The organism is Gottschalkia purinilytica, from assembly GCF_001190785.1.
Classification (GTDB): domain Bacteria; phylum Bacillota; class Clostridia; order Tissierellales; family Gottschalkiaceae; genus Gottschalkia_A; species Gottschalkia_A purinilytica.
The window spans coordinates 244,850-267,856 of the sequence record NZ_LGSS01000005.1; the positions used below are offsets into that span (position 1 = coordinate 244,850).

The following is a 23,007-nucleotide window of genomic DNA, read 5'->3' on the forward strand; positions in this document are numbered from 1 at the left end:
GCTAACTCCTTTATATAGTCATAAAAATAACACTTATTTGAGTGATTTTTCTGTTGACTATCACTATATTTATTGCAAATGTTTATGATATCATTATCAAAGTCAATATTCCATACTGATACTGACGCTTTTTTGTTTATATAAATATACAATAACACATAAAAATTATCAAAGTGGCAATTAAATACGCTCAAGAACATGATAGCATTATAGATGTTAGCTCAAAGCTATTATACTACCATTTACACAATTGCCTTTGCCAATTCAGGGGTAGATTTAAACAACCTTCATATTGGGAAAGTTATTTATATATGTTCCGGATATAAATATTACTATCCAAGTTTTAATCTTCCCACTACAAAAATTAGTAAAACAAAAATAGATTTAAATAATCACTTACGTATGCTTTGGAAATAGCACATCGTTTGGATAAGATTAACCATTGTCAGTATTGTTTTAGATTTTCCTGATGTAGACTTTGTTACCAATCGTCTTTTCAGAAATCATAATGACTTAGAATTAGTTTTGAAGCCTTTTTATAGGGATATAAAATTATCTCTAGATTCGCTAACTTATTTAAAGTTATCTTATCATCGCTGCAGAACTTGTAAAGGTAATAGCAGATGATGTAAAAGGTGGTATGCCAATGTAGATGAATTTGCTGCCTTCCTTGGTTGTATCAACTTATATTAGTCTGAGGAAAATTGGAAAATAATGTTGTATGGATACTTAGTCATGATCAAACCTGAAACTGTTTACATTATTAAAAAGAAGTATGAGGATACCATCACCAGTATATGGCAAGATTGAAAAATAGGCTTTAAAAATAGCTGATATGATGATAAAAGGTATTATTAAACAATTTCCAAATAATTTTATAAAGTAGTTTTAAAGTTCTCTTAATAGAGAAAGGATTTATAATAATACTATAGAGCTTTTCTCTTTAATGCTGTTTACAAACATATCTTCTACTATAATAATTGTTTTTCTTAATTCCTATTAATATGGCTATTCTGCTTTCTATTATATTATATTTCTATATTTATCTAATGTTATCTTATTTGTATCTAATTTTTCCTAAAGGGTAAAACTTCCTTTCTAAATATTGTAATTTAGTCTTACATATATCTATTTTTTCAAAATATTCATATTTTATAATTTTTTAGTAACAAATTTAAATCTTGTACATACTATGTTACAGAAAGGGAGGCATAATAAATGAGTTCACATGATAGCTCATCTAGCTTATGTAGGAAATTTGCAAGAATCCTTGAAAGTGAGATTCTTGAATCAACTGATGGTTTATGTGTAGTAACACGTATGAGAAACATTAAAGTAACAATTGCAGGAAGACCAACTAGAAGTCCACTTGTTCTTAACGCACTTTTTTCATTTGAATCAATGGATTGTAAAGGTAAAACTCTCAATTTGGGAGAAACTGTTATATTACAAGAAGAAATTAATCCATTTATTAGCGAACTTCGTGAGCAAGGTATTAAAGTCACAGCTCTTCACAATCACTGGTTATTTGATAAACCAAGATTATTTTATATTCACTTTTTCTCTATAGATGATCCTCTAACTTTTGCAAAGAAAGTAGCAAGAGCTTTTGAAATTTTAGAAGATTGTAATCATCATAAGCATAATGATTGTCATAAGGAGCATGATAAACCTTGTAAATACCATGATGATGATTATCGTAAATATGACGATCATAGAAAAGATAGTAAGCCTCGTGAGTATGATGATCAATACGATGACGACTTTCCGAGATTTTAAGTTTGATTAACTTTATTTTTAAATTAGGAGAAGTGGAGTTTGTCCACTCTCCTTTTTTATTTTCAGAGAATCTCACTCATTGATATCTGTCCTGATAAAACTTTTCTTCTGCTACCTCTTTTAGCCTCTTATACTTTTGGGATTGTCAGAATGTCAAAGCAAAGAAACGATTGGCAATAAACATAGAGAAACACTGGTTATATCTACAAAAGTAAAAATTAAATCAATATGAAATAAAAATCAAATCTATTTTCCCTAATATTGCTAAAAATGAAGGCATAAGTAGACTCTCTAAAATATAGAACAGCTAATATTAGTCCATACATAAAAGTACCTACTGTAAATAGTATTTTTATGATTATCATCATAATTATATTATCCTTATTAGTAACTATATTAGCAGATAGAAAATAAAGACAGTTATAGGTAAAGGAGATAAAGAAAGAACTATATACTTATAAGTTTATATAAGCTACATTAAAATTATCTTGTCAAAATTCTCAATTTATAGTTATCTTTATTGTCTATGGCTTGTACAATATATCTACTAAAAATTTTATGGTTATACTAAAAATTGCTATTGGAACAGTCCATTATTAGAATCCTCATAATTTTTTCTCTTGCAATTCCTTTATATTGCGAATAAAAAAATACCGTCAAATTATACTTATTATAATAATGCGGTATTTAGATGAATTATTGCTTTCTAACATTTTTATTAGCAAGTTCCATCATGTAAAAACTTTATTCCTCAATAAAATTTATCAACTCTTCATTAAATTTGTCTCGTTGGTCATAAAATGATCCGTGACCGCTATAGCGAAATGGTATAAGCTTAGAATTTTTAATACCTTGTTTTTGTACTTGAGCTAGTTGGAATGGAACCACTTTATCATGAATGCCATGAATAATTAATGTCGGAACATTTATTTTTCCTAAATCAGAAAATAGTGTTTCACGTAACCAAGTATTTGCAATGGCAGCTGTTGCCCATCCCGCTGCTTGTAAGCCTAATTGTAAGAACCAATAAGAGAATGGTTCAGTTATGTGCTGAAAGAAAAATATATTACCAAAATCATTAAGCATTTTAGGTCGATCAGTGTATGTTCCTTTAATAATATTAACGATTGTTTCTCTATCTAAGCCATAAGGAAAATTAGGACGTTTAATAAGACTAGGAGCTGCTGCTGCAAAAAGAGCAAGTTTGGATACTTCATATCCATTATGTCTAGCCATATATCTAATAGCAATTGATCCACCTGTTGAGTGGCCTGCTAGTATAAAGTTTTTTAATTTTAGCGTTTCAACTACAGTTCGAACATCATCTGATAATCTATTGTAATCATATCCTGTGAAAGGCTTATCTGATTTACCAAATCCTCTTTGGTCTATGCCGATACATCTGTAGCCTCTTTTAGGAAGCTCATTAAACTGATATTCAAATAATTTATGACTTCCAGGCCAACCATGTAAAAATACAATTGTCTTATCACCTTCTTGGTTAAGATCCTCTACATAAACTTTTACATTTGGCTGTACTCTAACATAGTATCCCATCAAGACACCTCCAATAATTAAATTGCCATATTTAAATGTTATTCATTTAAGCATGAATTTATGAATGATTGAGCTAATTTTAAAATACCGTATTATTCTGTTTTCAAATAACATTTTTAAAATTCTTATATCATATTAACTAAGCAATGAAATCTGATTTAGTATTTTAAAATTGTGACAAATTACTTCTATACTTTTTTATCTTGCTTTGCATTAATTTTCATTTCAGCTTTACTCCAATCATTCAACAGATCATTTAGCCTTACAGATCCAGTATTATTTCAGGTATTCTGGCCTAATTTCTACTTATTCTTTGCTTACATTGTTTTCCCAATATTAGTTCTACAATCACTAGCTATAAAAAATAACATGCACACCTACCGTTTTGCAGGAGTTACAAGTGAAGCAATACCACTACCAGGTGGTGGTCATAAGTACGCTCTATTGACTAACACTGATTTTTTATAGATCATCATGAACTGGGAGCTGAGACTGGTCCAGCTATTAATGTAGGAAATGGTGAACACATTCATTTTGTTAAAGCTAGAACGACTATAGATGATGATCACTTTCATGAAGTTGTATTTGCAACCTTAATTGAAGATCCTATATCTTAGATCATTTTGGCAATTTGTCTTATGCTTATTAGATAAGGCAACTTGCCGTTTACTTAGCTACTTAATTACTCAGTTATACACATTTCTTCGTTTTATTTTATTTTCTAATACTTTCTTTTAAAAAATGGAAGTTCTTAATTTAAATAATATGAAAACTAAACGTAGAGGAACGTGGACTATTAAAACTGTAGTATATATTATAAAAAATAAAGAAGACCAGAGAATTAACTTTGGTCTAAATAATTTGCTTATATATTATTGTAGCAATAGTGATGTCTACATCTTAATATAAATATTAATTTTTTATGTAGATTTTTTATTTTTCAATGTTAACATGCTTCTTATTTCTTATTATGATACTTATTATTAAAAATATTCCTAATACAGTTAAAGCTGGTATTGCAAATGCATCAAGATTATTAGCTATCCTGTATTTAGGTTCTATTCCAATATCACGAAGTCCCATATAGTCTAATCCTATAGTAAAAAAACCTAAATTATAGACTCCGTGCATTGCACATACTCCCCAAAGACTTTCATCCCACAATGCATATAATGCAAACACTATTGTTGATATTAGAAGAAATACAAAGTAAATTTTTGTAGCACCTTCTATAAATATGTGGGAAGCTATGAATAAAAATGCCTGTAATACTACTCCTATAATAATACCATAATTCTTACCTAATATAGGCATTAGAAATCCTCTAAACTGAATTTCTTCAGCTGATCCTTGGAAAAGATACGAGACGAAATACATAGGTAGAACTAACAATAAGTTACTGATATTTATATACTTATGTCCCTTAGCAACTTCTACCATATTAAATTTAATAGATAGAAAAATAGCCGAAGCTATAATTATAGTACCAATAATAAATCCTCTAATGAATTTAAATAAAGCTTGTTTTTTTTCAAATCCTATTGTAATTAATGAACGGTTTTCATATTTTTTAATCCATATAAATAGTATTACAATAGGAAGCCCGAAACCTACAACTGATGCTATCATAGATCCAATAGCAGATGATATTGTTCCGAACTTTATATGATTAATTCTAGTAGTGTATATTGCTAAAAATCCTCCTAAGACTTGAGTTAATCCACTTATAGCATATAATCCTATGTATATCATTATGGCTAGTAATGGTTTGGTTGTTCTCTCTCCTGTTTCAATTAGTTTAATAAGTCTATTTTTAAAATTATTTATATCTTTCGCCATATCTAGTTATACCTCCTAGCTTAGTTATCTCATAATGTAAATTTACCCAAATAATATAATTTTTATTTCAAATAAGTGTGTAGTAGATAAAGATATGCAGTTATACTTACCTATTTTATATATTTAAATACATATATAGTTTAAACATATTACTCTTGGATTTATACAATATAGATTTATACTTTAAAATTTGTTATAAGCTTAGAAGTTATTTTAAAAACAAAAAAGAGCCCTTAGGCTCCTCTATTAGTATATTCATAAAATTATATTTAATCTCTACGTGCAAAAAACTTTAATATAATCAAGAATAAATTAATAAAATCTAAATATAGTGATAATGCTCCAACTATTGCATTTTTTTGTTCTATATCTTCATTAACAAACCCTGTATTACATATAGTTTTAAGTTTCTGTGTATCATACGAAATAAGTCCTATAAAGATTAGAATTCCTGCATAAGATATAATCCAATATATCATTTGACTTTTCATAAATACATTTATTAAGGAAGCTAGGATTAATCCTATAAGCCCCATTAAGCAAATGCTTCCTACATTAGTTAAATCATTTTTAGTAACATAACCGTATACACTCATTATAACAAATGTTCCTGCTGTTATAAAAAATGCTACTGCTATAGATTTGTATGTAAACATAAAAAAAATCGAAGATAAAGTTAGTCCATTTATCATTGAATAGATAATAAATACTATTGTAGCTGTAGAAACAGACATTTTATCAATTCTTCTAGATAAAAATGCAACTAATGCTAATTCACTAAATATCAATCCATCTGTCTTTTTAAATTTGAATATGAATTATGTCATTATTTAAAATTTATTTCAATAATATAAAATACCTATTTTGTATTATGTATTTTAAAGCTTTTTGCATTAATTTTTTAAATTTTGAATAACTGATAATACATCATCTAGAATTTCTTTAATATTTCTATTTGCATCTATAACATAGTCTGTTTTTACTAAATTGAAAAGTTTCTTATCTTTTTCTATTCTTTTAAAAAAATCATTTCTATCTTCAGCTAACATCCTTGTCTTCCTAGTAATTTCATCGGCACTTAGAAATATTGATATTATTTCAGCATCTTTAATAGTATCCTTAAGTTCTTTTGCTCCTTGTGGATCTATTACATAGATACTGATTCCTTTATTACTATATTGCTGCTTGGTAGCCCAATATTGGTGATTATATAATTCATTGTAAGCTATTATATTTTCTTTTGATTCTTTTAGATAATATTCTGTATCTACAAATATATGTCCCCACTCATCTTCATATCGAGGCTTTCTAGTTGTGTATGAATGTATCATATTATATCCCACTTTTTCTAGCTCTTTAGCTAAAGTAGTCTTGCCACTTGCAGATGCTCCTATTAAGCAAATTATTTTATCCATATTAATCACCTCTTGTTAATTTAATTATCAAGAAAATCAATTTCCTAACTTCTTAAATATGAGTACAGAATATATTTGATGGTTTAGTAGATTGTGAAATAATAAATATTGCTTTTAGATTCTTTAATGTCAAAAGTTATAAGTATAATTTTATCTATATTTACTATAATTGTAAAGTATATAGCACTTTTCTAAGCATTCTTATATTTTTTTATTTTATATTAATCATTGCCTATATCTATAATATTTTCAAGGAATGTTGTTATATTTCTATATAGTTTCTTTTTTTATGTCTAAAACCATTAACATTGTATTTATAGTTAGGTCATATGTTTTATATTATTTTTTGTTTCTTTTTAAAATATTACTTGCCTTCAACTTAATTAAACTTCTATTAATTAAGTTCATCCAAACTCGAATTTATATTTAACCCATTATTTAAAGTTTTTCTTACTATATTTCTTATTTTAATGTAGTCAACTTTTTATCTATAAATAATCTGATATATGTTCTTTAAAAAGTATTTTAAGTTATTTTATTTGAAGTAAACAGAAATATTATATTTTTAATAAAAATTTTAGATAATTTGATGATGTTTTATCGATTTACAGTATTAAAAAATTTATAAAGTAAGAATTTAAAATTAAATAAGTTATATTTTACTAAATCCGACAAAATTTTTAAGTATAACATGGTATGGTAATAACTGTGTCAATTTATTAAAGAAAGAAAAAGGAGATATTTTCATGAAAAAAGTAATTATTATTTTTATGTTTATATTTTTAATTTTCACTATAGGTTGCTCTAGTATTAAAAGTTATGGAGATCAATCCGATTTAAAAGAACAAGATAAAAGAGAAGTAAGTAGTAAAGTAAATAAACTACAAAGTTACAATGATGCTGCGGATAAAATACCGATTTTAATGTATCATCACATAATGGAACCTGAACACATAAAAAAGATGAATCAAGAACAAAACGAATCAGTTATTTCTACTCTTCAGTTTCAAGAACAAATGAAATTCCTTCATGATAATGGATTTTATGTAGCAACCTTAGATGAACTAAAGGGATTTATAGAAGAGAAAATAGAACTTCCTAAAAAAACAGTCGTTATAACTTTTGATGATGGTTGCTTGAGTAATGCAGTTTATGCTTATCCTGTTCTCAAACAATATAATTTCAATGCTACAATTTTCATGATAGGGAGAGCATTATTTGATGATATAGCTGAATATAATTTTGAAACATTACAGTTTATGAATTTGAAAATATTGGACAAGTATAAAGATGTATTTAATTATGAAAGTCATACTTATGATCTTCACCAGTTAGATAATGATAGAGGATTACTAATTACTTCTCCTGAAGAAGTAATATTAGACGATATTACTAAGATCAAAGAACTAATTAAAGTAAAGTATTTTGCGTATCCATATGGACATCGTAATTCTGATGTTATAGAAACTTTAAAAGAGACTTCTCATGAAATGGCATTTACTATTCAAAGTGGATATGTAACAAAAGGATATAAAGAAATATATGAATTACCTAGATTTGGAATATCTCCAAATACTTCTATTGAGGAATTCAAGAAGATTGTTTTAATTGAAAAATAAATAATTTAATAAAAAATAAGAGCAGGATTAATCCTGCTCTTATTTTTTTAAAGTAATTTGTAATTAATAATATTTTAAGTTATTAATTTTTATCTACTCTTTTTCTGTAGCTGATGTAGTTCCATTAACTTTACTATTAGGTTGTTTTTTTTCTGTATCTTTACAACCAAATAATGATATAGCCAATATTAAAGATAAAATAAGTAATAATGATTTCTTCATGATAATCCTCCTGAATTCTAATATCAATCTAATTTTATTTATTTTAATAATAAATTTATATTAATTAAATTATAAATAACTATGTAATTTTTTATAATTACTGATTAAATGTTTTCTTAAGAACTCTTACTTTGTTATTAAAATCTGCTTCAGATATTATCTTTTCAGATTTTAGTTTTACTAGAATATTTAAACAATCATAATAATTTTCATTATCAATATTCTTATTATTAATATTACTGAACATTTCTCTAGCTAGTAAGAATTCTTATTAAGAAAAAATAGCATTTTCTTTTAACAAATTTAAATATTTATTGATATATTTAATATTATCTTTATATGAATTGCTAAAAGTATTTTTATATATTCTTTCTAACACAAAAAAGATTGGACTTAATATTCCTATTAATCCAAATACATACATAAGATTTCTCCAATAAATCCATCAATGAACATACCCGTCTATCCAAGCATAAAAGATAATAAAATTAACCTTACAATATCATCTCACTATTTAATACTTCAAAATAACATTATATACAATTTATACCATATAACTACTCCATTTATTCATATCTATATAATTTATTTTTAAATATCCTAATCTTACATATTAAAATTTCATAAGAAAAAAAGTCTAACATTTTATTATTATAACTAAGTATAAAAATATTTCTTCATTAGCACTAAATTTCTACATAAAAGGAGAATATCCTTCATATTATAACTTAAATATGTTGTTTTGTAATTATATATAAGGTTCTAAGTATATTTAATATTATTTAAGAAAGGGGATGAAAAAGTGGTTCAAATAATAAAGGACTTACTTGAAACTGCTATTTTAATTTTAACAGCTCTCACCTTGTTAAAACAGTACAGTAATATCAAGAAGTCCTAGTAAATTAGGGGGGAAACTCCCCCTAGTCTTAAAAAAATATTATATCACAGTTAATTAACATTATAAAAAATATTCTTTAACTACTATATTAGATTCTATTATCTATTTACACAAAAAAATTAGGATTTACTTCATTATCTAGTCTTTTATATACTCAAATCTATATTCTTGCTTTACTTCGGGATATTTATTTTTGTCTACTTTGCTTAAGAACATATCTAGAGGTCTTATATATAGTTGTTTATCTCCATATAATGGTCTATAGACTGCATATTTTTCTTCTGTTTCTGAATGTATTGCTATATCAATTAGCTCATATTCGTTACCTTTAAAATGTCTATACTTTCCTCTTTTAATTTCTTTTAATATATTCAATATTTTCTCTCCCTTAAAAACTATTATTGTAAAGATTAAACCTTAATCCAAATATTAAATAATATAGTATAATATGCTTATACTCTTGAATATAAACTATACCATGAACAAATGTTTATAATACTTACAAATAATTGGAGGTTATTCAGATGAATAGATCTACTAAGAACTATCCAGCTACTATAGCTCTAACTATAGGATTTATAGCTTTTATTTTTTTGATAATATTTTTTCTACAAAGTATTTTTGACTCTTTTAACACTACAGTAACTAATTTATTTTACGGTTTTGGCTGGGCATGTCTATTTATAACATTTTTTTTAGGCTTTATAGGTTTCATTATTTCTCTTTTTGGTATTTCATTTAAGTCAAATAGATTTAGTGTTATAGTTTTAGTTCTTAATATTATAATGATAATGATCTTACCAGCTATATTCTTTATTACTATATTTATAGATTATATAAAATTTACTTTTAATAAAAGTCCTTTTTAAGTCATTTTTAACTAAAGATATAAAAACTACAATATCAATTTTTAAAAATAAGTATTATTTTTAGAAATTTTCTAAGCGTAAAAATCTCCTAAAATAGATTTTATCACAGTCTTTATTATCTGTGTCTATTTTAGGAGATTTTCGATCTAAATAATCTGTATATTTTTACTATCCCTTATCTATTAATTGCTTTTGTCCTATTTCGACTAGTTTTTTAGTCATCATTCCACCTACTGGACCAGCAGTAAATATATTTTCTATTGAATTAGTATTAGAAAGTTTATTTGCTAAACCTAACTCATTTGCAATTTCCAATTTCATTTCATCTAATGCTTTTCTAGCATTGGGATTTAGCGGGTTTTTACTCATAATAAATCACCTCAATATTTATAAGATTATTCATATATTATTCTATATAAATAAAGCATTTTAAATACAAGGTAATTTAAAGAAAATAAAAAGTAATTCTTCTTAAGTAAAATAAATAATTTTAATATAATTATTTCGTTTTGATAAATCTATAAATTACAAATATTATAAAATTCATATCCATTGTTTATAATAACGATTAAGTTATATAAAAAGAAAAGGAGCTTTTTAATGAGTATAAGACCAGGGAAAAAAGAGGATAACATCTATGTACCAAAACTTATTCTAAATGCTATAGGAGATATAGCTAAAGTTTTTACTGGATATGAAAAAGAGGATGACATTATAGATACTATTGGAAAATTTTATCAGATAGATGAATGTAGATTTAGTTATAAAAATACTATAGTCTACGAAAAAGATAAAAAAGTAGTAGGGGTAATTCTTGGATACTATTCAAAAGATGTAGATAATTTAGATATTCCTATTATAAATCACTTAAGGAAAAAAGGTATTAAAAGAGACACTTTTGATGAAGAATTCTTCGAAAATGAGTACTATATAGATACAGTATCAGTAAATCCTAATTATCAAGGAAGAGGAATTGCTAAAAAACTGATTAGAGCTATGGAAGATAAGGCTAAGAAATTAGAACATCATACAATAAGTCTAATAGTTGATATTAATAAAGAAAATGCGTATAGATTATATGAAAAGCTTGGATATAAAGAAGATAGAAAAATAGAGGTTTATGGACATCCATATAGACATATGTTAAAAAAAGTATAGTATTTTAACAATTACGTAGTCAAGATTTATCTTTTTACATATTTATGTACTATGTAGTAAAGTAATTTTTAAAAGCTTAAAATAATAGAATAAAAATCACTAGCTAATAAACTAGATTCAATTTATTAGCTAGTGATTTTCTTTATACAATAAATCATTGTTATAAGTATATATTTCTATTGAACTTTATAAAACTTATGAATATAATTTGTTGTAAACTCAATTAAGAATAATGAACTTTTTCTGATATTATTCCATTGTTAAAAGTTCGTTTACAGTTTTAAAAGTATAACCTTTGCTTCTAAGACCCTCAACAATATTCTTGATAGAATTTATTGTATTACCTTTTTCATCATACATTGGATGAAGAAGAATTATCGAGCCAGGTTTAACGTTATCAATTACGTATTTAGCAATCTTATCAGAACTTGAATTAATATCTGGATATGAGTTAGGCTCTAAATCCCAAAGGATAGTTTTTTGATTATGTTGTTTAAGATAATATGGCAAGAAAATAAGCTTTTTACCATTAGGAGGTCTAAACTGAATTACACCTTCATATCCAGCTTCTTTTATTAGACTATTAGTCTTTTCAATTTCTTGTTTAATATAAGATGGTGATTTAAATACCATACGATTATGAGAATAAGTATGGTTTCCTAGTTGATGTCCATCTAAAACAAGTTTTTTAGCTTCTTCTGGATATCGTTCAATTTCACTTCCTATAAGAAAGAATGTAGCCTTTACATCTAAATCTTTTAGTATAGGCAAAATAACGTCAACTTTTTCTGATGGTCCATCATCAAATGTTAATGCTACTACTTTTTCTTGAGTATTAGCTTTTTGAATAATACCTCCAAAAAACTGAAATGTTCTTGAGTTCATAATTTTCCAAGCCATAAAAGATGCTATGAATAATATTATAAATAAAACAAACGTTAATTTTAGAGATTTTTTCATCGTTTTCTCTCCTATAAGTTATTAGATTTAATCAATATTCAATGTATATTATACTACATTTTTATTACTTAAATATTATATATTTTATCTCTATATCTATTATTCTTTTATACGATTATTATATATGTTAGAATATCTTTAGATTGTACCATGGCAATAGGTCTAAAGTACTAATTTGAAAGTTTACTTAGGATATTTACATATTTTTACAAATTATATTTAATAAATTAAGTATAATAAAGTAGAGATAAATAGTTATAATTTGTATAACTTAAACTATTTACTCTATGTAGTTATCATAACTACCTAATCTCATTCATATTTATATAGTAATGTTCGTTCTATCCAATCATAACGATACACACTAATATTCATATTAAATTCAGTTCTAATTATATTTAACCTCAATTTGTACTTCTTACCAATTTTATCTCTAATATTCTTAACACTCTTATTAATAATTCTCATCACAATATATGTGCTACCTCTTTTATTCAAATTAATTAATAATTGAAAGGGGGAGACAGCATGATGAGCATAATAGAAAAAGTATTAGGGATATTAATCTCATTACTATCTATAGCAAAATTACTTATAGAGTTAGAACTAAAAAACAAAGAGCGTTCCTTCAAAAAGAAGAAACGCAAAATAAAAGGGAAAAAATCTCCCTTAATCCTCATTAAACATTATATTAAACATCTTAGAAAATATGAAGCAAAAATATTAAATTATATTCATAGCTTTTTTCTTTAAAAATGACTAGGGCATTTTGCCCTAGTCAAATTTTTAAAAATTTCTGTATTTACAATTATCATATTGTATAGCTAAACTTATAAAAAATAATATATTAAAAATATTTATAGAATATTTTTAATATCTTTCATATATTTGTTTAGATGTTTTATTTCTATATCTATGATCATGTTTATCAACATAACTTGTTACACCCATCATATAATGTATATGTCCTCCTTCTACAGGTATGGGTACACTTGTATAACCTCTATATTTATGACGATGTTTGTCATCAACTGAAGTATATCCTTCATAATAGTGAATGTGACCGTGACGAGTTGGAATAGGTTCACTTGTATATCCACTATATGTGTGTCTGTGTTTTTTGTCGACCGTTGTTTTACCTCTGTATTTATGAATATGACCATTTCTATACATTAATAGACCTCCTTTCAAAAATAAACTATGTTGATTTACCAATTTTAAAATATCTTGAATAAAAATAATGTTATAGGATCATGAACATCCTAGAACCTAATAAGTTCTAACTAAATCATTCTTTCTCCTGGAAACATTTCATCTATTTCCCAAGATTCCACTAACATAAGGGCATCATAGTAATCGTAGCCCATACCCATTAAATAAGAAATTAAAGCAACTTGAGTCATTGCATGCCTTATACTTGTTACCTTTGACTCATCTAATCCATGTCGAACTGCAGGGCGAACTTGCATTAAAAAATAACGTGGATCCATTACTGGCATATAAGGATATTGATATTTTTGTATATACAATTTTAACACTCCTTTATTTTTTTATATAATACAAAAGTATTCTTTATATACAATATACTCATGATTATGATTAGGTGATAATTTTATCATCTTTTTTTATTTTCTTTAGTCAAAAAACTCTAATTCTATTATTTAGAACTATTCTTAAAAGAATATAAAAAAAAGCTATTAAAAACGTACAAAATAGGCTCTCAAGTTTACAGTTTAAACAATATTCTTTATTATTAGATACTAAAATACTTTTACTAAATTAAAACTATGGATAGTTTTTCATTATAGTCATAATTTAAATAGTCCAAAGGTTATTCTAGATTGGATTATCTTAGAATAGTGCATATAGGATTCATTGTCATTTTATATCTAGATATGTTATAATATTGTGAAAATTTAATAATAATAAATTAAGTTTTTTGTTACATAAAGTTTCATTGGCTGATTTTAATCATGCATAAGTTTTAAACCATATAGGCATGGACTAGAAAGGGGTAACCTTTATGAAATTTTCAAATAGAATTATGGATATGCAGGAATCACCTATAAGAAAATTAGTACCTATTGCAGATAAAGCTAAAAAAAGAGGAAAAAAAATATACCATTTAAATATAGGACAACCTGACATTGAAACTCCCAAAGAGTTTTTTGAAGCTGTTAGGAATTTTGATGAACAAGTATTAGAATATAGTTCTTCTCAAGGAATACCAGAGCTTATAGATGGATTTATAGGATACTATGAGAAATATGGTATAGACTTTAAAGAAGATGATATTATAGTAACAAATGGTGGAAGTGAAGGATTATTATTTTCTCTTTTAGCAACTTGTGATAATGGAGATGAAGTAATTGTTCCAGAGCCATTTTATGCGAACTATAATAGCTTTACAAGTGCTGCAGGTGTAAAAGTAGTACCTCTTATTACGAAAGCAGAAACAGGATTTCATTTACCAAATAAGGAAGAGATAGTTTCTCTTATAACAGATAAGACTAAAGCTATTATAGTAAATAATCCTGGAAATCCTACAGGCACTATATATTCTAAAAAAGAGATCCGAATGTTATCAGATATTGCAAAAGAATATAATTTATTCATAATTTCAGATGAAGTATATCGAGAATTTATTTATAATGATACTAGTTTTACCAGTTTCGCACACATTGATGATATAAAAGATAGAGTAGTAATAATAGATAGCATATCTAAACGATATAGCGCTTGTGGAGCAAGAGTAGGATGTATTGCAAGTAAGAATACAGATCTTATTAGTCAAGTTTTAAAGCTATGTCAAAGTAGACTCTGTGTAGCAACTATAGATCAAGTGGGTGCAGCTGCTTTAGCTAGTGTTTCTAAAGAATATCTAGATAATGTAGTCAAAGAGTACAAAAAAAGAAGAGATATAGTATATAATTCTCTAAATAATATAGAAGGTGTAGTATGCCAAAAACCAGAAGGTGCTTTTTATGTGATAGCAAAATTACCTGTAAAAAATGCTGAAGATTTTATTATATGGATGTTAGAAGAATTTGATATAGATAACGAAACCTTAATGTTATCTCCTGCTCAAGGATTTTACGCGACAGAAGGATTAGGACTAGATGAAGTAAGAATATCATATGTATTAAAAGAAGATTCTCTAAAAAAAGCTATGAATATATTAAAAGAAGGATTAAAATTATATAAAGACAGAAATTAGAAGCAAATAAAGCGAGGCATATACCTCGCTAGTTTTATAAGATATTTTTATATTTTTTTAATAATAAAGCAAATGCTTACTTATTATACTCAATTGTATCTAGTATAATAAATACTTAAGAAAAATCATTTATACTATATTGTATGCTTTCCATGGTATTTATTATATTTAATATTGATTCTTTAATTTTTTTCTCATCTTTCGTAAATATATTTCCTGTATCTTTTCTCCCATTTGCATCTAACATTATTGATATTCCAGTATCTTCATCTAATATTTTAAGATATCCTTTCTCATATAAACTTATATTGGCTAATACTAAAGTAGGATAATTTAATCCTTGAAATTGATTCATGATGGTAGTATCACAGTTTTTATATTCATATTGAGCAAAGCTTGACATTATCATTATTAATTTATTTAAAGTATCTTCCTCAAAATAATAGTCTTTATAATAGTTACTAATTATACTATTTGAAATAAAGTTTTTAATAGATAATTTAGGAAATATCCATATTATATTTTCCTTTAGATTGTCTTTTATAGGTATGTCATAGTCAAAAAATATATCTATAAAACTTATACAGTGGTAGAAATCTTTTGGATTTATTTCTAAATTAGTTATATTAGAACCATTCTTATTTTCTTTATATAAAATATAGTTTAAAGCAAGTAAAGATAATAATTTTAATTTTTTATCTCCTATCAGACTATAATAATTATCTGATTTAACAGGAAATTTATTTATCTTTTCCATTATATATGTTAAATCCCCAAAGCTAAAAATTTCTCGCTTAATAGGATCTTTTTCGTTTTCAACTATTTTTTTAAAAAAGTTTATTTCTGATGGTATAATTTTATTTAATTCAATATAAGAATACATATATATTCTCCTTTCTTCTTAATATTTTTTGTGTTATTAAGATATTTATATATATGTATTTGTGTAAATTATTGAAAATTAATGGTAGCAATGTATTTTCTAGAAATATAAAAAGAGAAGATTGGTTATCTTCTCTTTAAAGAAATGGATTGTATATATCTATTGTATTTTTTTTATTTTTATATTCGTTTAGAAATTGTGTTAAAAGTGATCCCATTTTCTTTATTCCATCTTCTATTACGTTATATTCTAAGGAAGATATACTTAATCTGAAATTTTCATTATCAGATTGATCCACATTAAAAGCTGATCCAGGAGCTATTATTACATTATTTTTTTTACAAAACTCATATAAATCATTAGATGAGTATTCAATGGGTAAAGAAAACCAGAAACTAAGTCCTCCATTAGGCAATTTATAGCTTATATCTTTAGGAATGTATTGTTTTATGCTCTTTATCATAATATTGAATCTTTCTTTATATATATAATTTACTCTTTGTAAGTTTTTCTTCCAGTCTCCTTTTCTTAAATACAGATCAAATGCTCTTTGAATTAATCCTGATGTAGATATGTCAGATATATGTTTCGCTGATAATACATCATTATAAATAGCAGTTGGAATAACCATGAATGCTAATCTTAGTCCTGGCATAAGTATTTTTGAAAAACTTTTTATATAGACTACTCTATCTTCTGTATCTATTGATTTCAAAGTTTCATTTTTTTCATCATTAAAACTTAGATCACTTAAATAATCATCTTCAATTATATAAAAGTTATGCTTTTTAGCTAAAGATAATAGCTCATATTTTTTTTCAATAGAATAAGAACATCCTGTTGGATTCTGAAAGTTAGGTACAACATATATAAATTTAGGATTAAAAGTTCTTAATTTATTTTCTAAATCTTTTATGTCAATTCCATCTTCTTGAATAGAAATTTCTATTATTCTAGCAGATCTAGACTTGAATACAGCAAGAGCACCTGTATATGTAGGGCTTTCAGTAAAAACAATATCTCCATATTCTACAAGAGCTTTTGATAATATATCTATTCCTTGTTGCGCACCAGATATAATCTGGATATTATCCTCAGTGGTATTTATATTATGTTCGTCTAAATATCCTCTAATAGCGTTTCTTAAAGGATAGTATCCTTGACTTTCTTGATATGTAAATGCTTTACCACCATCTCTATCTAATACTTCATTTAATACAGTTTTTATGTCTTCTACAGGAAACAAATTCGGTGTAGGAGAAGTACTGGCAAAATTTATGATATCAATTTTTTCTCTATTTATGTCAGACACATTAGCTTCTTTTTCAACAATACTCAATTTTTTATAAGAAAAGTTATCATCTTTAAAAATATCTTGAACAAAAGTACCACTTCCTACTTTTTTATAAACATAACCTTTTTGTTCCAAAAGATTATATGCATTAACTATAGTTACATTATTTACATCTAATCTTTTTGATAAATATCTTATAGTAGGAAGTTTTGTATGAGGTTCTATATTTTTTTCTACTATTAAATTTTTTATATTATTATATAGTTGTATATATAAAAATTCATCACTGCTTTTATCAAGAGTTATATCGTCTAATTTTTTCATTTGATTTCCTCCAAATAACTTATATAAGTAATATGACAGAAAACAAGTGTTATCATACATATATTTTAATTGTATCAGAATAATAATTATTTTCAAAATTATATTTGAAATATAATCAAATTTTGTATTAATTTCTATGGGAAGTATAAAAAAACCTAACTTGACTAGTTAGGCTTCTTAGTTTACTTTTTAGATTTAAATAATCTTTTAAAGAACCCTTTTTTAGATTCTTTTTCTCTTCTAAGTTCTTCATTCATTTGAGCCATTTCATAGGCTTTTTCTTTAATTTGCATTTTTAATTTAGCATTCTCACAAATCAAAACATCTCTTTCTTTACTATTAATCTCTGTTCTCAGTTGAATAATTTCCTCTTTAAGGTCACTTATAGCTTCTACACTCTGATTTTCTCTTTCTAATAGTTTCGGATGAAGCTCATCTACTATAATTTCTTTTAAGAAATCAAACATATCTTCATAATTTAATGTTAAGTCCGAATCCTTTTTCATTAAAGAGGTAACAGATACTTCTTCCTCATTTAATATCATTTCAGGAGAGTCCAATATCAATTTTATCTGCTTATTTGTAAAGCCCTTCTCCTGTAATGTTTTTATATAGTTAAAAGTTTCAATCTCTTTATAAGTATAATATCTATGATTGGACTCATTTCTAGGAATCTTGAGATCGAACTCTTTTTCATAATATCTAAGTACATGAGTAGGGTATCCAGTTACTTCGGATATTTCAGAGATAGAATATTCTTTTTCTGCATCGAACATATTTAAAATCCCCCTTTTGAAACCTGTATATATTTTCTATTCTTCATATAAAATAGATATCCTTCATAAAAATTCCTATTTAAGTCATCACATTTCGATATATTATTCAATATAAAAAGAATAATATATTTTTTTAGTTTTTAATAAATAAATTTGTCGTTATATGATTCAATACAGGGATATAATAAAGAGATTACTAAATTATCTTCAGATAATTTAGTAATCTCTTATAAATTTACTGTTTATATTTCTATATTCTTTTCTAATAACTTAGTCAAAAGCTCTATACAACTAACTACATCTTTTTTATATATTGTTTCATTTGGACTATGTGCATATCTAGTAGGTACTGAAATTACTCCTGAAGGAACACCACCTCTAGTTAGATGAATAGCACCAGAATCCGTAGAGCCATATTCAAATATTTCTAACTGATAAGGGATATTGTGCTTTTTAGCCGTATTAATCATAAGTTTTTTAACTTTAGGATGAACTACTATTCCTTTATCTTTGACTTTTATTGATGCACCTTTACCTAGCTCTATTGCAAACTTTTTCGCTCCTGGAGTGTCACCACTTCCTGTTATATCTACTGCAATGCCCAAATCAGGATTTATAGAATATGCCGATGTTTTAGCTCCCCTTAAACCAAGTTCTTCTTGAACAGTAAAAACAAAATATAAATCATTTTCTATATTTTTTAGATTTTTAATAGTTTCTATGGAGATATAACATCCTATTCTATCATCTAATGCACCTGATATTATTCTATTATCATCTTCTAAATATGTATTATAGTAAACACAAGAATCTCCGATATTAATTACTTTTTCAGCTTCTTCTTTACTAGATACTCCTATATCTATGTACATATTTTCAAGTTTTAACTTAGTTATATCACTAGTTTCTTCATAATCTATAACACCTATAGTACCATCTTTAAATATCACTTTTTGTCCTAACGAAATGTGAGGATCTATACCTCCTATATTAGTGAAACGCAAAAATCCTTCTTTTTCAATGTTAGTTATCATAAGGCCTATTTGATCCATATGTGAAGCAATCATAATTTTCTTTCCGTTACCTTTTTTTCTTGCTATTAAATTTCCTAAATTATCTATATTTATTTCATCAACATAATCTTTAATTTCATTTTTTATAAAGCTGCATATATTTTCTTCATCTCCAGAAGGAGAATATATATCTACTAATTTTTTTAAAAGTTCACTATTTATTTTCATTTGACAATCCTCCTAATTCATTTACTACAAATCCTATTAACTTCTTAGTATTACTATAATCTGTTTTACTTATAATATTGGAAGGAGATTTCATATATTTGCATGGTACAGATATTTTTATAGTTCTTACTCCATCTCTAGATAATTGCAATTTATCAGCATCTGATTTATTAGCGTCAAATCCTAGAAGTTGATAAGAAATATTTTTTTCTTTAGCAACTTTGGATACTAAAGATATTAAGTTTCTATCAAAATAGTTTCTATTTTCCATAAAAGAAATTATAGGTCCGTTATTTATATATTCAGTATTAGTATTAGTTCCATCTAGTACTATACTAATGTCAGGATCTATAGAATAAGATACAGGAATAGAACCAGTTATTCCTACTTCTTTCATTACAGTGAATACATAATATATAGAGAAATCATTTTGTTCTTTTAATAAATCCATTAAAAGATTACACCCAACTCTACTACCAAAGGCCTTACCTTTTATCAAATCATTTCCTAATTCTATATATTCACTATATATAGAAACGTAATCTCCTATTTTAACAATCTTTTCAGCCTCTTCTTTACTAGATACTCCTATATCTATATATAGTTGATTAACACTTAAGTTTTTTTTACGTTCATCACTTTTTTGTAAGTGAATTGGTTTCGCTCCTATAACTCCATTTATCTTGTTAGATCCTACTTCTACTAGTTTGGATACTAAGCTTCTTTCATCTATGTTTCCTACTATAGTAAATTTTAATAGTCCATCTGAATTTATTTTATTTATCATTAAACCAGGTTCATCCATATGTGCTGAAATCATTATTTTTGGATATTTAACTATTCCTTCTTTATAAGCAATTATGTTTCCTATCTTATCTACTTTTATATCGTCAACAAGATTACTAATATTGTTTATTATAAAATCTCTAATAGACTTTTCATTACCTGATACGCCATTTAAATTTGATAATTCTTTTAGTAGCATAACAATTCCTCCAGATTATCTTTAGTTATATATGATATAAATCTAGCTAATAATTTACCTGCATTTTTTATATCTACTAAGTTTATAGTTTCCACAGATGTATGCATATATTTTAAAGGTAATGAAATTAAAAGTGTAGGTATTCCACATCTAGTTATTTGAATAGCTCTAGCATCTGTTCCAGTAGGACCAGGATCTAATTCATACTGAAAGGGAATATTATATTCTTGTGCTATTTCAACAATTTTTTCTCTTAGTTTAGGATGAATATTAGCGCCTAGTGTTATTCCAGGACCTTTACCCATTTTTAGTGTAGATTCTTCTGGTAACTCTGATGTATGACCAAATCCAACATCAATTGCTATTCCTATATCAGGATTTATATTATATGTAGATACAGTTGCACCTCTTATACCTACTTCTTCTTGAACTGTTCCTACAAAGTAAACATCTGATTCGTGTTTAAAGTTCATAAGTTCTTTGGCACATTCTAACATAACGGCTATTCCTGCTCTATCATCTAAAGCTTTTCCACTTACTATATTTTCTCTTAATGCTAAGGATGCTCTCTTAATAGTTATTGTATCGCCTATTTCAACTAGCTTTTTTGCATTTTCTTTATCATGTCCTATATCTACAGCTAGATCTTCTATTGTTTTTGCTTTATCAGCATTATCACTCTTATTATTAAAGTCTTTAGGAACAACTACCCCTAAAATTTCATTTTTACTATGTATTATTACATCCTGAAATAAAAGTGTTCTAGGATCAAAACCACCTATGGTACTAAAGGATACAAGTCCATTATCTTCTATATTACTTACCATAAATCCGATCTCATCCATATGAGCTGCTAACATTATTTTTATGTTATTTTCAATTTTTCTATCTTCACCTCTTTTTATAGCATAAAAGTTTCCAAGTTTATCTACGTTTATATCACTACAAAACTCTGTAAAAATATCTTTTAATATAATACTTATATTATGCTCATAACCTGATACACCATGAGCATCGCTAAGTTTAGTGACTGCGTCTCTTAAATCCATAGCTGTCCTCCTAACATGTTATTGTATATCAATACTATACTATAATACTATATTAAAAAGTAACATTATATATATTAAGATAATTTCATATTTCTATAATTTTACTTTAGTTTTTATTAAATAGATCAAGATAATCCTCATAACCTTCTTCTTTTAATCTTTCTTTAGGTATAAATTTTAGAGATGCACTATTAATACAATATCTTAAACCACCTTTTTGAATAGGTCCATCATTAAACACATGACCCAAATGAGTATCTCCATTTTTACTTCTTACTTCTGTTCTAATCATTCCATGACTTGTGTCTAGTTTTTCTAGAATAACATCCTTATCTAATGGATTAGTAAAACTTGGCCATCCACATCCTGAATCAAATTTATCATTGGAACTAAATAGAGGTTCACCAGTACATATATCAACATATATTCCTTCTTTATTATTATTCCAATATTCATTATCAAATGGTTTTTCTGTTTCATTTTCTTGAGTAACTTTATATTGTAGAGGAGTTAGTTTTTCTTTTAAATGATCTCTATCTAGCTTCTCATATTTTGACATAACAATCATCCTTTCTATATAATCCTTATTCTTGTATTTTTAGTCTTTATGATACCCTTTAAGATCACTTTTAATACTTATAACAAAATCATGACCACCCGTCAAACGGGTGGTTTGCTCAGCCCTATAAGGGCATATTACTTGCTGTGTCTTAAGACACCCTGAAAGGTTTGCCAACTGCTATAGTTTTTCAGGGCACCCCTTAAGGGGTTATTTTTTCTTCCCTTTGGCTACCTCTTCACCCGTAAACGGGTCTATAAACTCTTTCAAACTTATTTGATCACCTGCTATATCTTCTTGCATTTGATTTTTTATATACTCTGCAATTGCCTTTTTATTTCTTCCTACTGTATCTACATAATA

General features: G+C 26.0%; 24 protein-coding genes and 1 pseudogene. 7 read left to right on the top strand and 18 right to left on the bottom strand.

All coding sequences use genetic code 11. The annotated features are described in order from the left end of the window. Positions 1 to 1,218 precede the first annotated feature (1,218 nt). Positions 1,219 to 1,779, top strand: coding sequence for a DUF1259 domain-containing protein (locus CLPU_RS07385; protein WP_082154127.1), 561 nt, complete (start codon positions 1,219 to 1,221; stop codon positions 1,777 to 1,779). A gap of 744 nt (positions 1,780 to 2,523) precedes the next feature. On the opposite strand, the gene CLPU_RS07390 is transcribed toward CLPU_RS07385, so the two are convergent. Next, positions 2,524 to 3,336: an alpha/beta fold hydrolase gene (locus CLPU_RS07390; protein ID WP_050355010.1), complete on the bottom strand. Its 813-nt coding sequence runs from the start codon at positions 3,334 to 3,336 to the stop codon at positions 2,524 to 2,526. 479 nt (positions 3,337 to 3,815) lie between these two features. Between CLPU_RS07390 and CLPU_RS18230 the strand changes: the two genes are divergently transcribed. Continuing rightward, entirely contained in the window at positions 3,816 to 3,953 is a 138-nt protein-coding gene (locus CLPU_RS18230) for a YmaF family protein (protein WP_422717874.1), read from the top strand. A 316-nt stretch (positions 3,954 to 4,269) separates the two neighbouring features. On the opposite strand, the gene CLPU_RS07395 is transcribed toward CLPU_RS18230, so the two are convergent. From CLPU_RS07395 to CLPU_RS07405, 3 genes are all read right to left on the bottom strand, one after another. Continuing rightward, the gene (locus CLPU_RS07395) at positions 4,270 to 5,175 is read right to left on the bottom strand and encodes a CPBP family intramembrane glutamic endopeptidase (protein ID WP_050355011.1); all 906 of its coding nucleotides are present in this window, start codon (positions 5,173 to 5,175) and stop codon (positions 4,270 to 4,272) included. A gap of 269 nt (positions 5,176 to 5,444) precedes the next feature. Next, positions 5,445 to 5,963 carry a Bax inhibitor-1/YccA family protein gene (locus tag CLPU_RS07400; RefSeq protein ID WP_235436128.1) on the bottom strand — a complete coding sequence of 173 codons (519 nt, stop codon included), beginning with the start codon at positions 5,961 to 5,963 and terminating at the stop codon, positions 5,445 to 5,447. A 105-nt stretch (positions 5,964 to 6,068) separates the two neighbouring features. Continuing rightward, positions 6,069 to 6,590 (bottom strand): AAA family ATPase, encoded by a 522-nt coding sequence (locus tag CLPU_RS07405; protein ID WP_050355012.1) that lies wholly within the window; start codon positions 6,588 to 6,590, stop codon positions 6,069 to 6,071. 746 nt (positions 6,591 to 7,336) lie between these two features. On the opposite strand from CLPU_RS07405, the gene CLPU_RS07410 reads away from it, so the two are divergent. Further along, positions 7,337 to 8,209: a polysaccharide deacetylase family protein gene (locus CLPU_RS07410; RefSeq protein WP_050355013.1), complete on the top strand. Its 873-nt coding sequence runs from the start codon at positions 7,337 to 7,339 to the stop codon at positions 8,207 to 8,209. A 93-nt stretch (positions 8,210 to 8,302) separates the two neighbouring features. Here the strand turns inward: CLPU_RS07410 and CLPU_RS17990 are convergent, their stop codons facing one another. Beyond that, complete coding sequence (locus tag CLPU_RS17990) at positions 8,303 to 8,431, bottom strand: hypothetical protein (protein ID WP_268760454.1); 129 nt, start codon at positions 8,429 to 8,431, stop codon at positions 8,303 to 8,305. Positions 8,432 to 9,467: 1,036 nt separating this feature from the next. Beyond that, positions 9,468 to 9,704 (bottom strand): DUF1653 domain-containing protein, encoded by a 237-nt coding sequence (locus CLPU_RS07415; RefSeq protein ID WP_235436129.1) that lies wholly within the window; start codon positions 9,702 to 9,704, stop codon positions 9,468 to 9,470. 149 nt (positions 9,705 to 9,853) lie between these two features. Here CLPU_RS07415 and CLPU_RS07420 point away from each other — a divergent pair, with 149 nt between their 5' ends. After that, positions 9,854 to 10,198 carry a hypothetical protein gene (locus CLPU_RS07420; RefSeq protein WP_050355014.1) on the top strand — a complete coding sequence of 115 codons (345 nt, stop codon included), beginning with the start codon at positions 9,854 to 9,856 and terminating at the stop codon, positions 10,196 to 10,198. A gap of 168 nt (positions 10,199 to 10,366) precedes the next feature. Here CLPU_RS07420 and CLPU_RS07425 read toward each other — a convergent pair whose 3' ends face one another. Continuing rightward, on the bottom strand, positions 10,367 to 10,567 hold the full coding sequence (locus CLPU_RS07425; RefSeq protein WP_050355015.1) for an alpha/beta-type small acid-soluble spore protein: 201 nt from the start codon (positions 10,565 to 10,567) through the stop codon (positions 10,367 to 10,369). Positions 10,568 to 10,798: 231 nt separating this feature from the next. On the opposite strand from CLPU_RS07425, the gene CLPU_RS07430 reads away from it, so the two are divergent. Further along, the gene (locus CLPU_RS07430) at positions 10,799 to 11,356 is read left to right on the top strand and encodes a GNAT family N-acetyltransferase (protein WP_050355016.1); all 558 of its coding nucleotides are present in this window, start codon (positions 10,799 to 10,801) and stop codon (positions 11,354 to 11,356) included. A 249-nt stretch (positions 11,357 to 11,605) separates the two neighbouring features. Here the strand turns inward: CLPU_RS07430 and CLPU_RS07435 are convergent, their stop codons facing one another. After that, positions 11,606 to 12,316 (bottom strand): polysaccharide deacetylase family protein, encoded by a 711-nt coding sequence (locus CLPU_RS07435; RefSeq protein WP_050355017.1) that lies wholly within the window; start codon positions 12,314 to 12,316, stop codon positions 11,606 to 11,608. 531 nt (positions 12,317 to 12,847) lie between these two features. Between CLPU_RS07435 and CLPU_RS07440 the strand changes: the two genes are divergently transcribed. Next, positions 12,848 to 13,069 (top strand): hypothetical protein, encoded by a 222-nt coding sequence (locus CLPU_RS07440; protein WP_131701612.1) that lies wholly within the window; start codon positions 12,848 to 12,850, stop codon positions 13,067 to 13,069. A 117-nt stretch (positions 13,070 to 13,186) separates the two neighbouring features. Here the strand turns inward: CLPU_RS07440 and CLPU_RS07445 are convergent, their stop codons facing one another. Both CLPU_RS07445 and CLPU_RS07450 read right to left on the bottom strand, forming a co-directional pair. After that, positions 13,187 to 13,489, bottom strand: coding sequence for a YmaF family protein (locus CLPU_RS07445; RefSeq protein ID WP_050355019.1), 303 nt, complete (start codon positions 13,487 to 13,489; stop codon positions 13,187 to 13,189). 110 nt (positions 13,490 to 13,599) lie between these two features. Next, the gene (locus tag CLPU_RS07450) at positions 13,600 to 13,854 is read right to left on the bottom strand and encodes a hypothetical protein (RefSeq protein ID WP_235436130.1); all 255 of its coding nucleotides are present in this window, start codon (positions 13,852 to 13,854) and stop codon (positions 13,600 to 13,602) included. Positions 13,855 to 14,339: 485 nt separating this feature from the next. Between CLPU_RS07450 and CLPU_RS07455 the strand changes: the two genes are divergently transcribed. Continuing rightward, complete coding sequence (locus CLPU_RS07455; protein ID WP_050355020.1) at positions 14,340 to 15,533, top strand: pyridoxal phosphate-dependent aminotransferase; 1,194 nt, start codon at positions 14,340 to 14,342, stop codon at positions 15,531 to 15,533. Positions 15,534 to 15,648: 115 nt separating this feature from the next. Here CLPU_RS07455 and CLPU_RS07460 read toward each other — a convergent pair whose 3' ends face one another. The 8 genes and pseudogenes from CLPU_RS07460 to CLPU_RS07495 form a co-directional block, all read right to left on the bottom strand. Further along, a complete protein-coding gene (locus CLPU_RS07460) occupies positions 15,649 to 16,416 on the bottom strand; it encodes a hypothetical protein (protein ID WP_050355021.1) in 768 nt (255 codons plus the stop codon). Between the two features lie 136 nt (positions 16,417 to 16,552). Beyond that, positions 16,553 to 18,034, bottom strand: a complete 1,482-nt coding sequence (gene pdxR / locus CLPU_RS07465; RefSeq protein WP_050355022.1) for a MocR-like pyridoxine biosynthesis transcription factor PdxR — start codon at positions 18,032 to 18,034, stop codon at positions 16,553 to 16,555. 182 nt (positions 18,035 to 18,216) lie between these two features. After that, complete coding sequence (locus tag CLPU_RS07470) at positions 18,217 to 18,810, bottom strand: MerR family transcriptional regulator (protein WP_050355023.1); 594 nt, start codon at positions 18,808 to 18,810, stop codon at positions 18,217 to 18,219. A gap of 242 nt (positions 18,811 to 19,052) precedes the next feature. Continuing rightward, the gene (locus CLPU_RS07475; RefSeq protein ID WP_050355024.1) at positions 19,053 to 20,051 is read right to left on the bottom strand and encodes a M42 family metallopeptidase; all 999 of its coding nucleotides are present in this window, start codon (positions 20,049 to 20,051) and stop codon (positions 19,053 to 19,055) included. Next, positions 20,038 to 21,036, bottom strand: coding sequence for a M42 family metallopeptidase (locus tag CLPU_RS07480; RefSeq protein ID WP_050355025.1), 999 nt, complete (start codon positions 21,034 to 21,036; stop codon positions 20,038 to 20,040). The genes CLPU_RS07475 and CLPU_RS07480 overlap by 14 nt, the downstream gene beginning before the upstream one ends. Then, on the bottom strand, positions 21,027 to 22,085 hold the full coding sequence (locus CLPU_RS07485; protein ID WP_050355026.1) for a M20/M25/M40 family metallo-hydrolase: 1,059 nt from the start codon (positions 22,083 to 22,085) through the stop codon (positions 21,027 to 21,029). Before CLPU_RS07485 ends, CLPU_RS07480 begins: the two co-directional genes overlap by 10 nt. Positions 22,086 to 22,191: 106 nt before the next feature. After that, positions 22,192 to 22,644 (bottom strand): peptide-methionine (R)-S-oxide reductase MsrB, encoded by a 453-nt coding sequence (msrB, locus tag CLPU_RS07490; protein ID WP_050355027.1) that lies wholly within the window; start codon positions 22,642 to 22,644, stop codon positions 22,192 to 22,194. 210 nt (positions 22,645 to 22,854) lie between these two features. Continuing rightward, positions 22,855 to 23,007, bottom strand: a pseudogene (locus CLPU_RS07495) (IS200/IS605 family transposase); the annotation flags it as partial.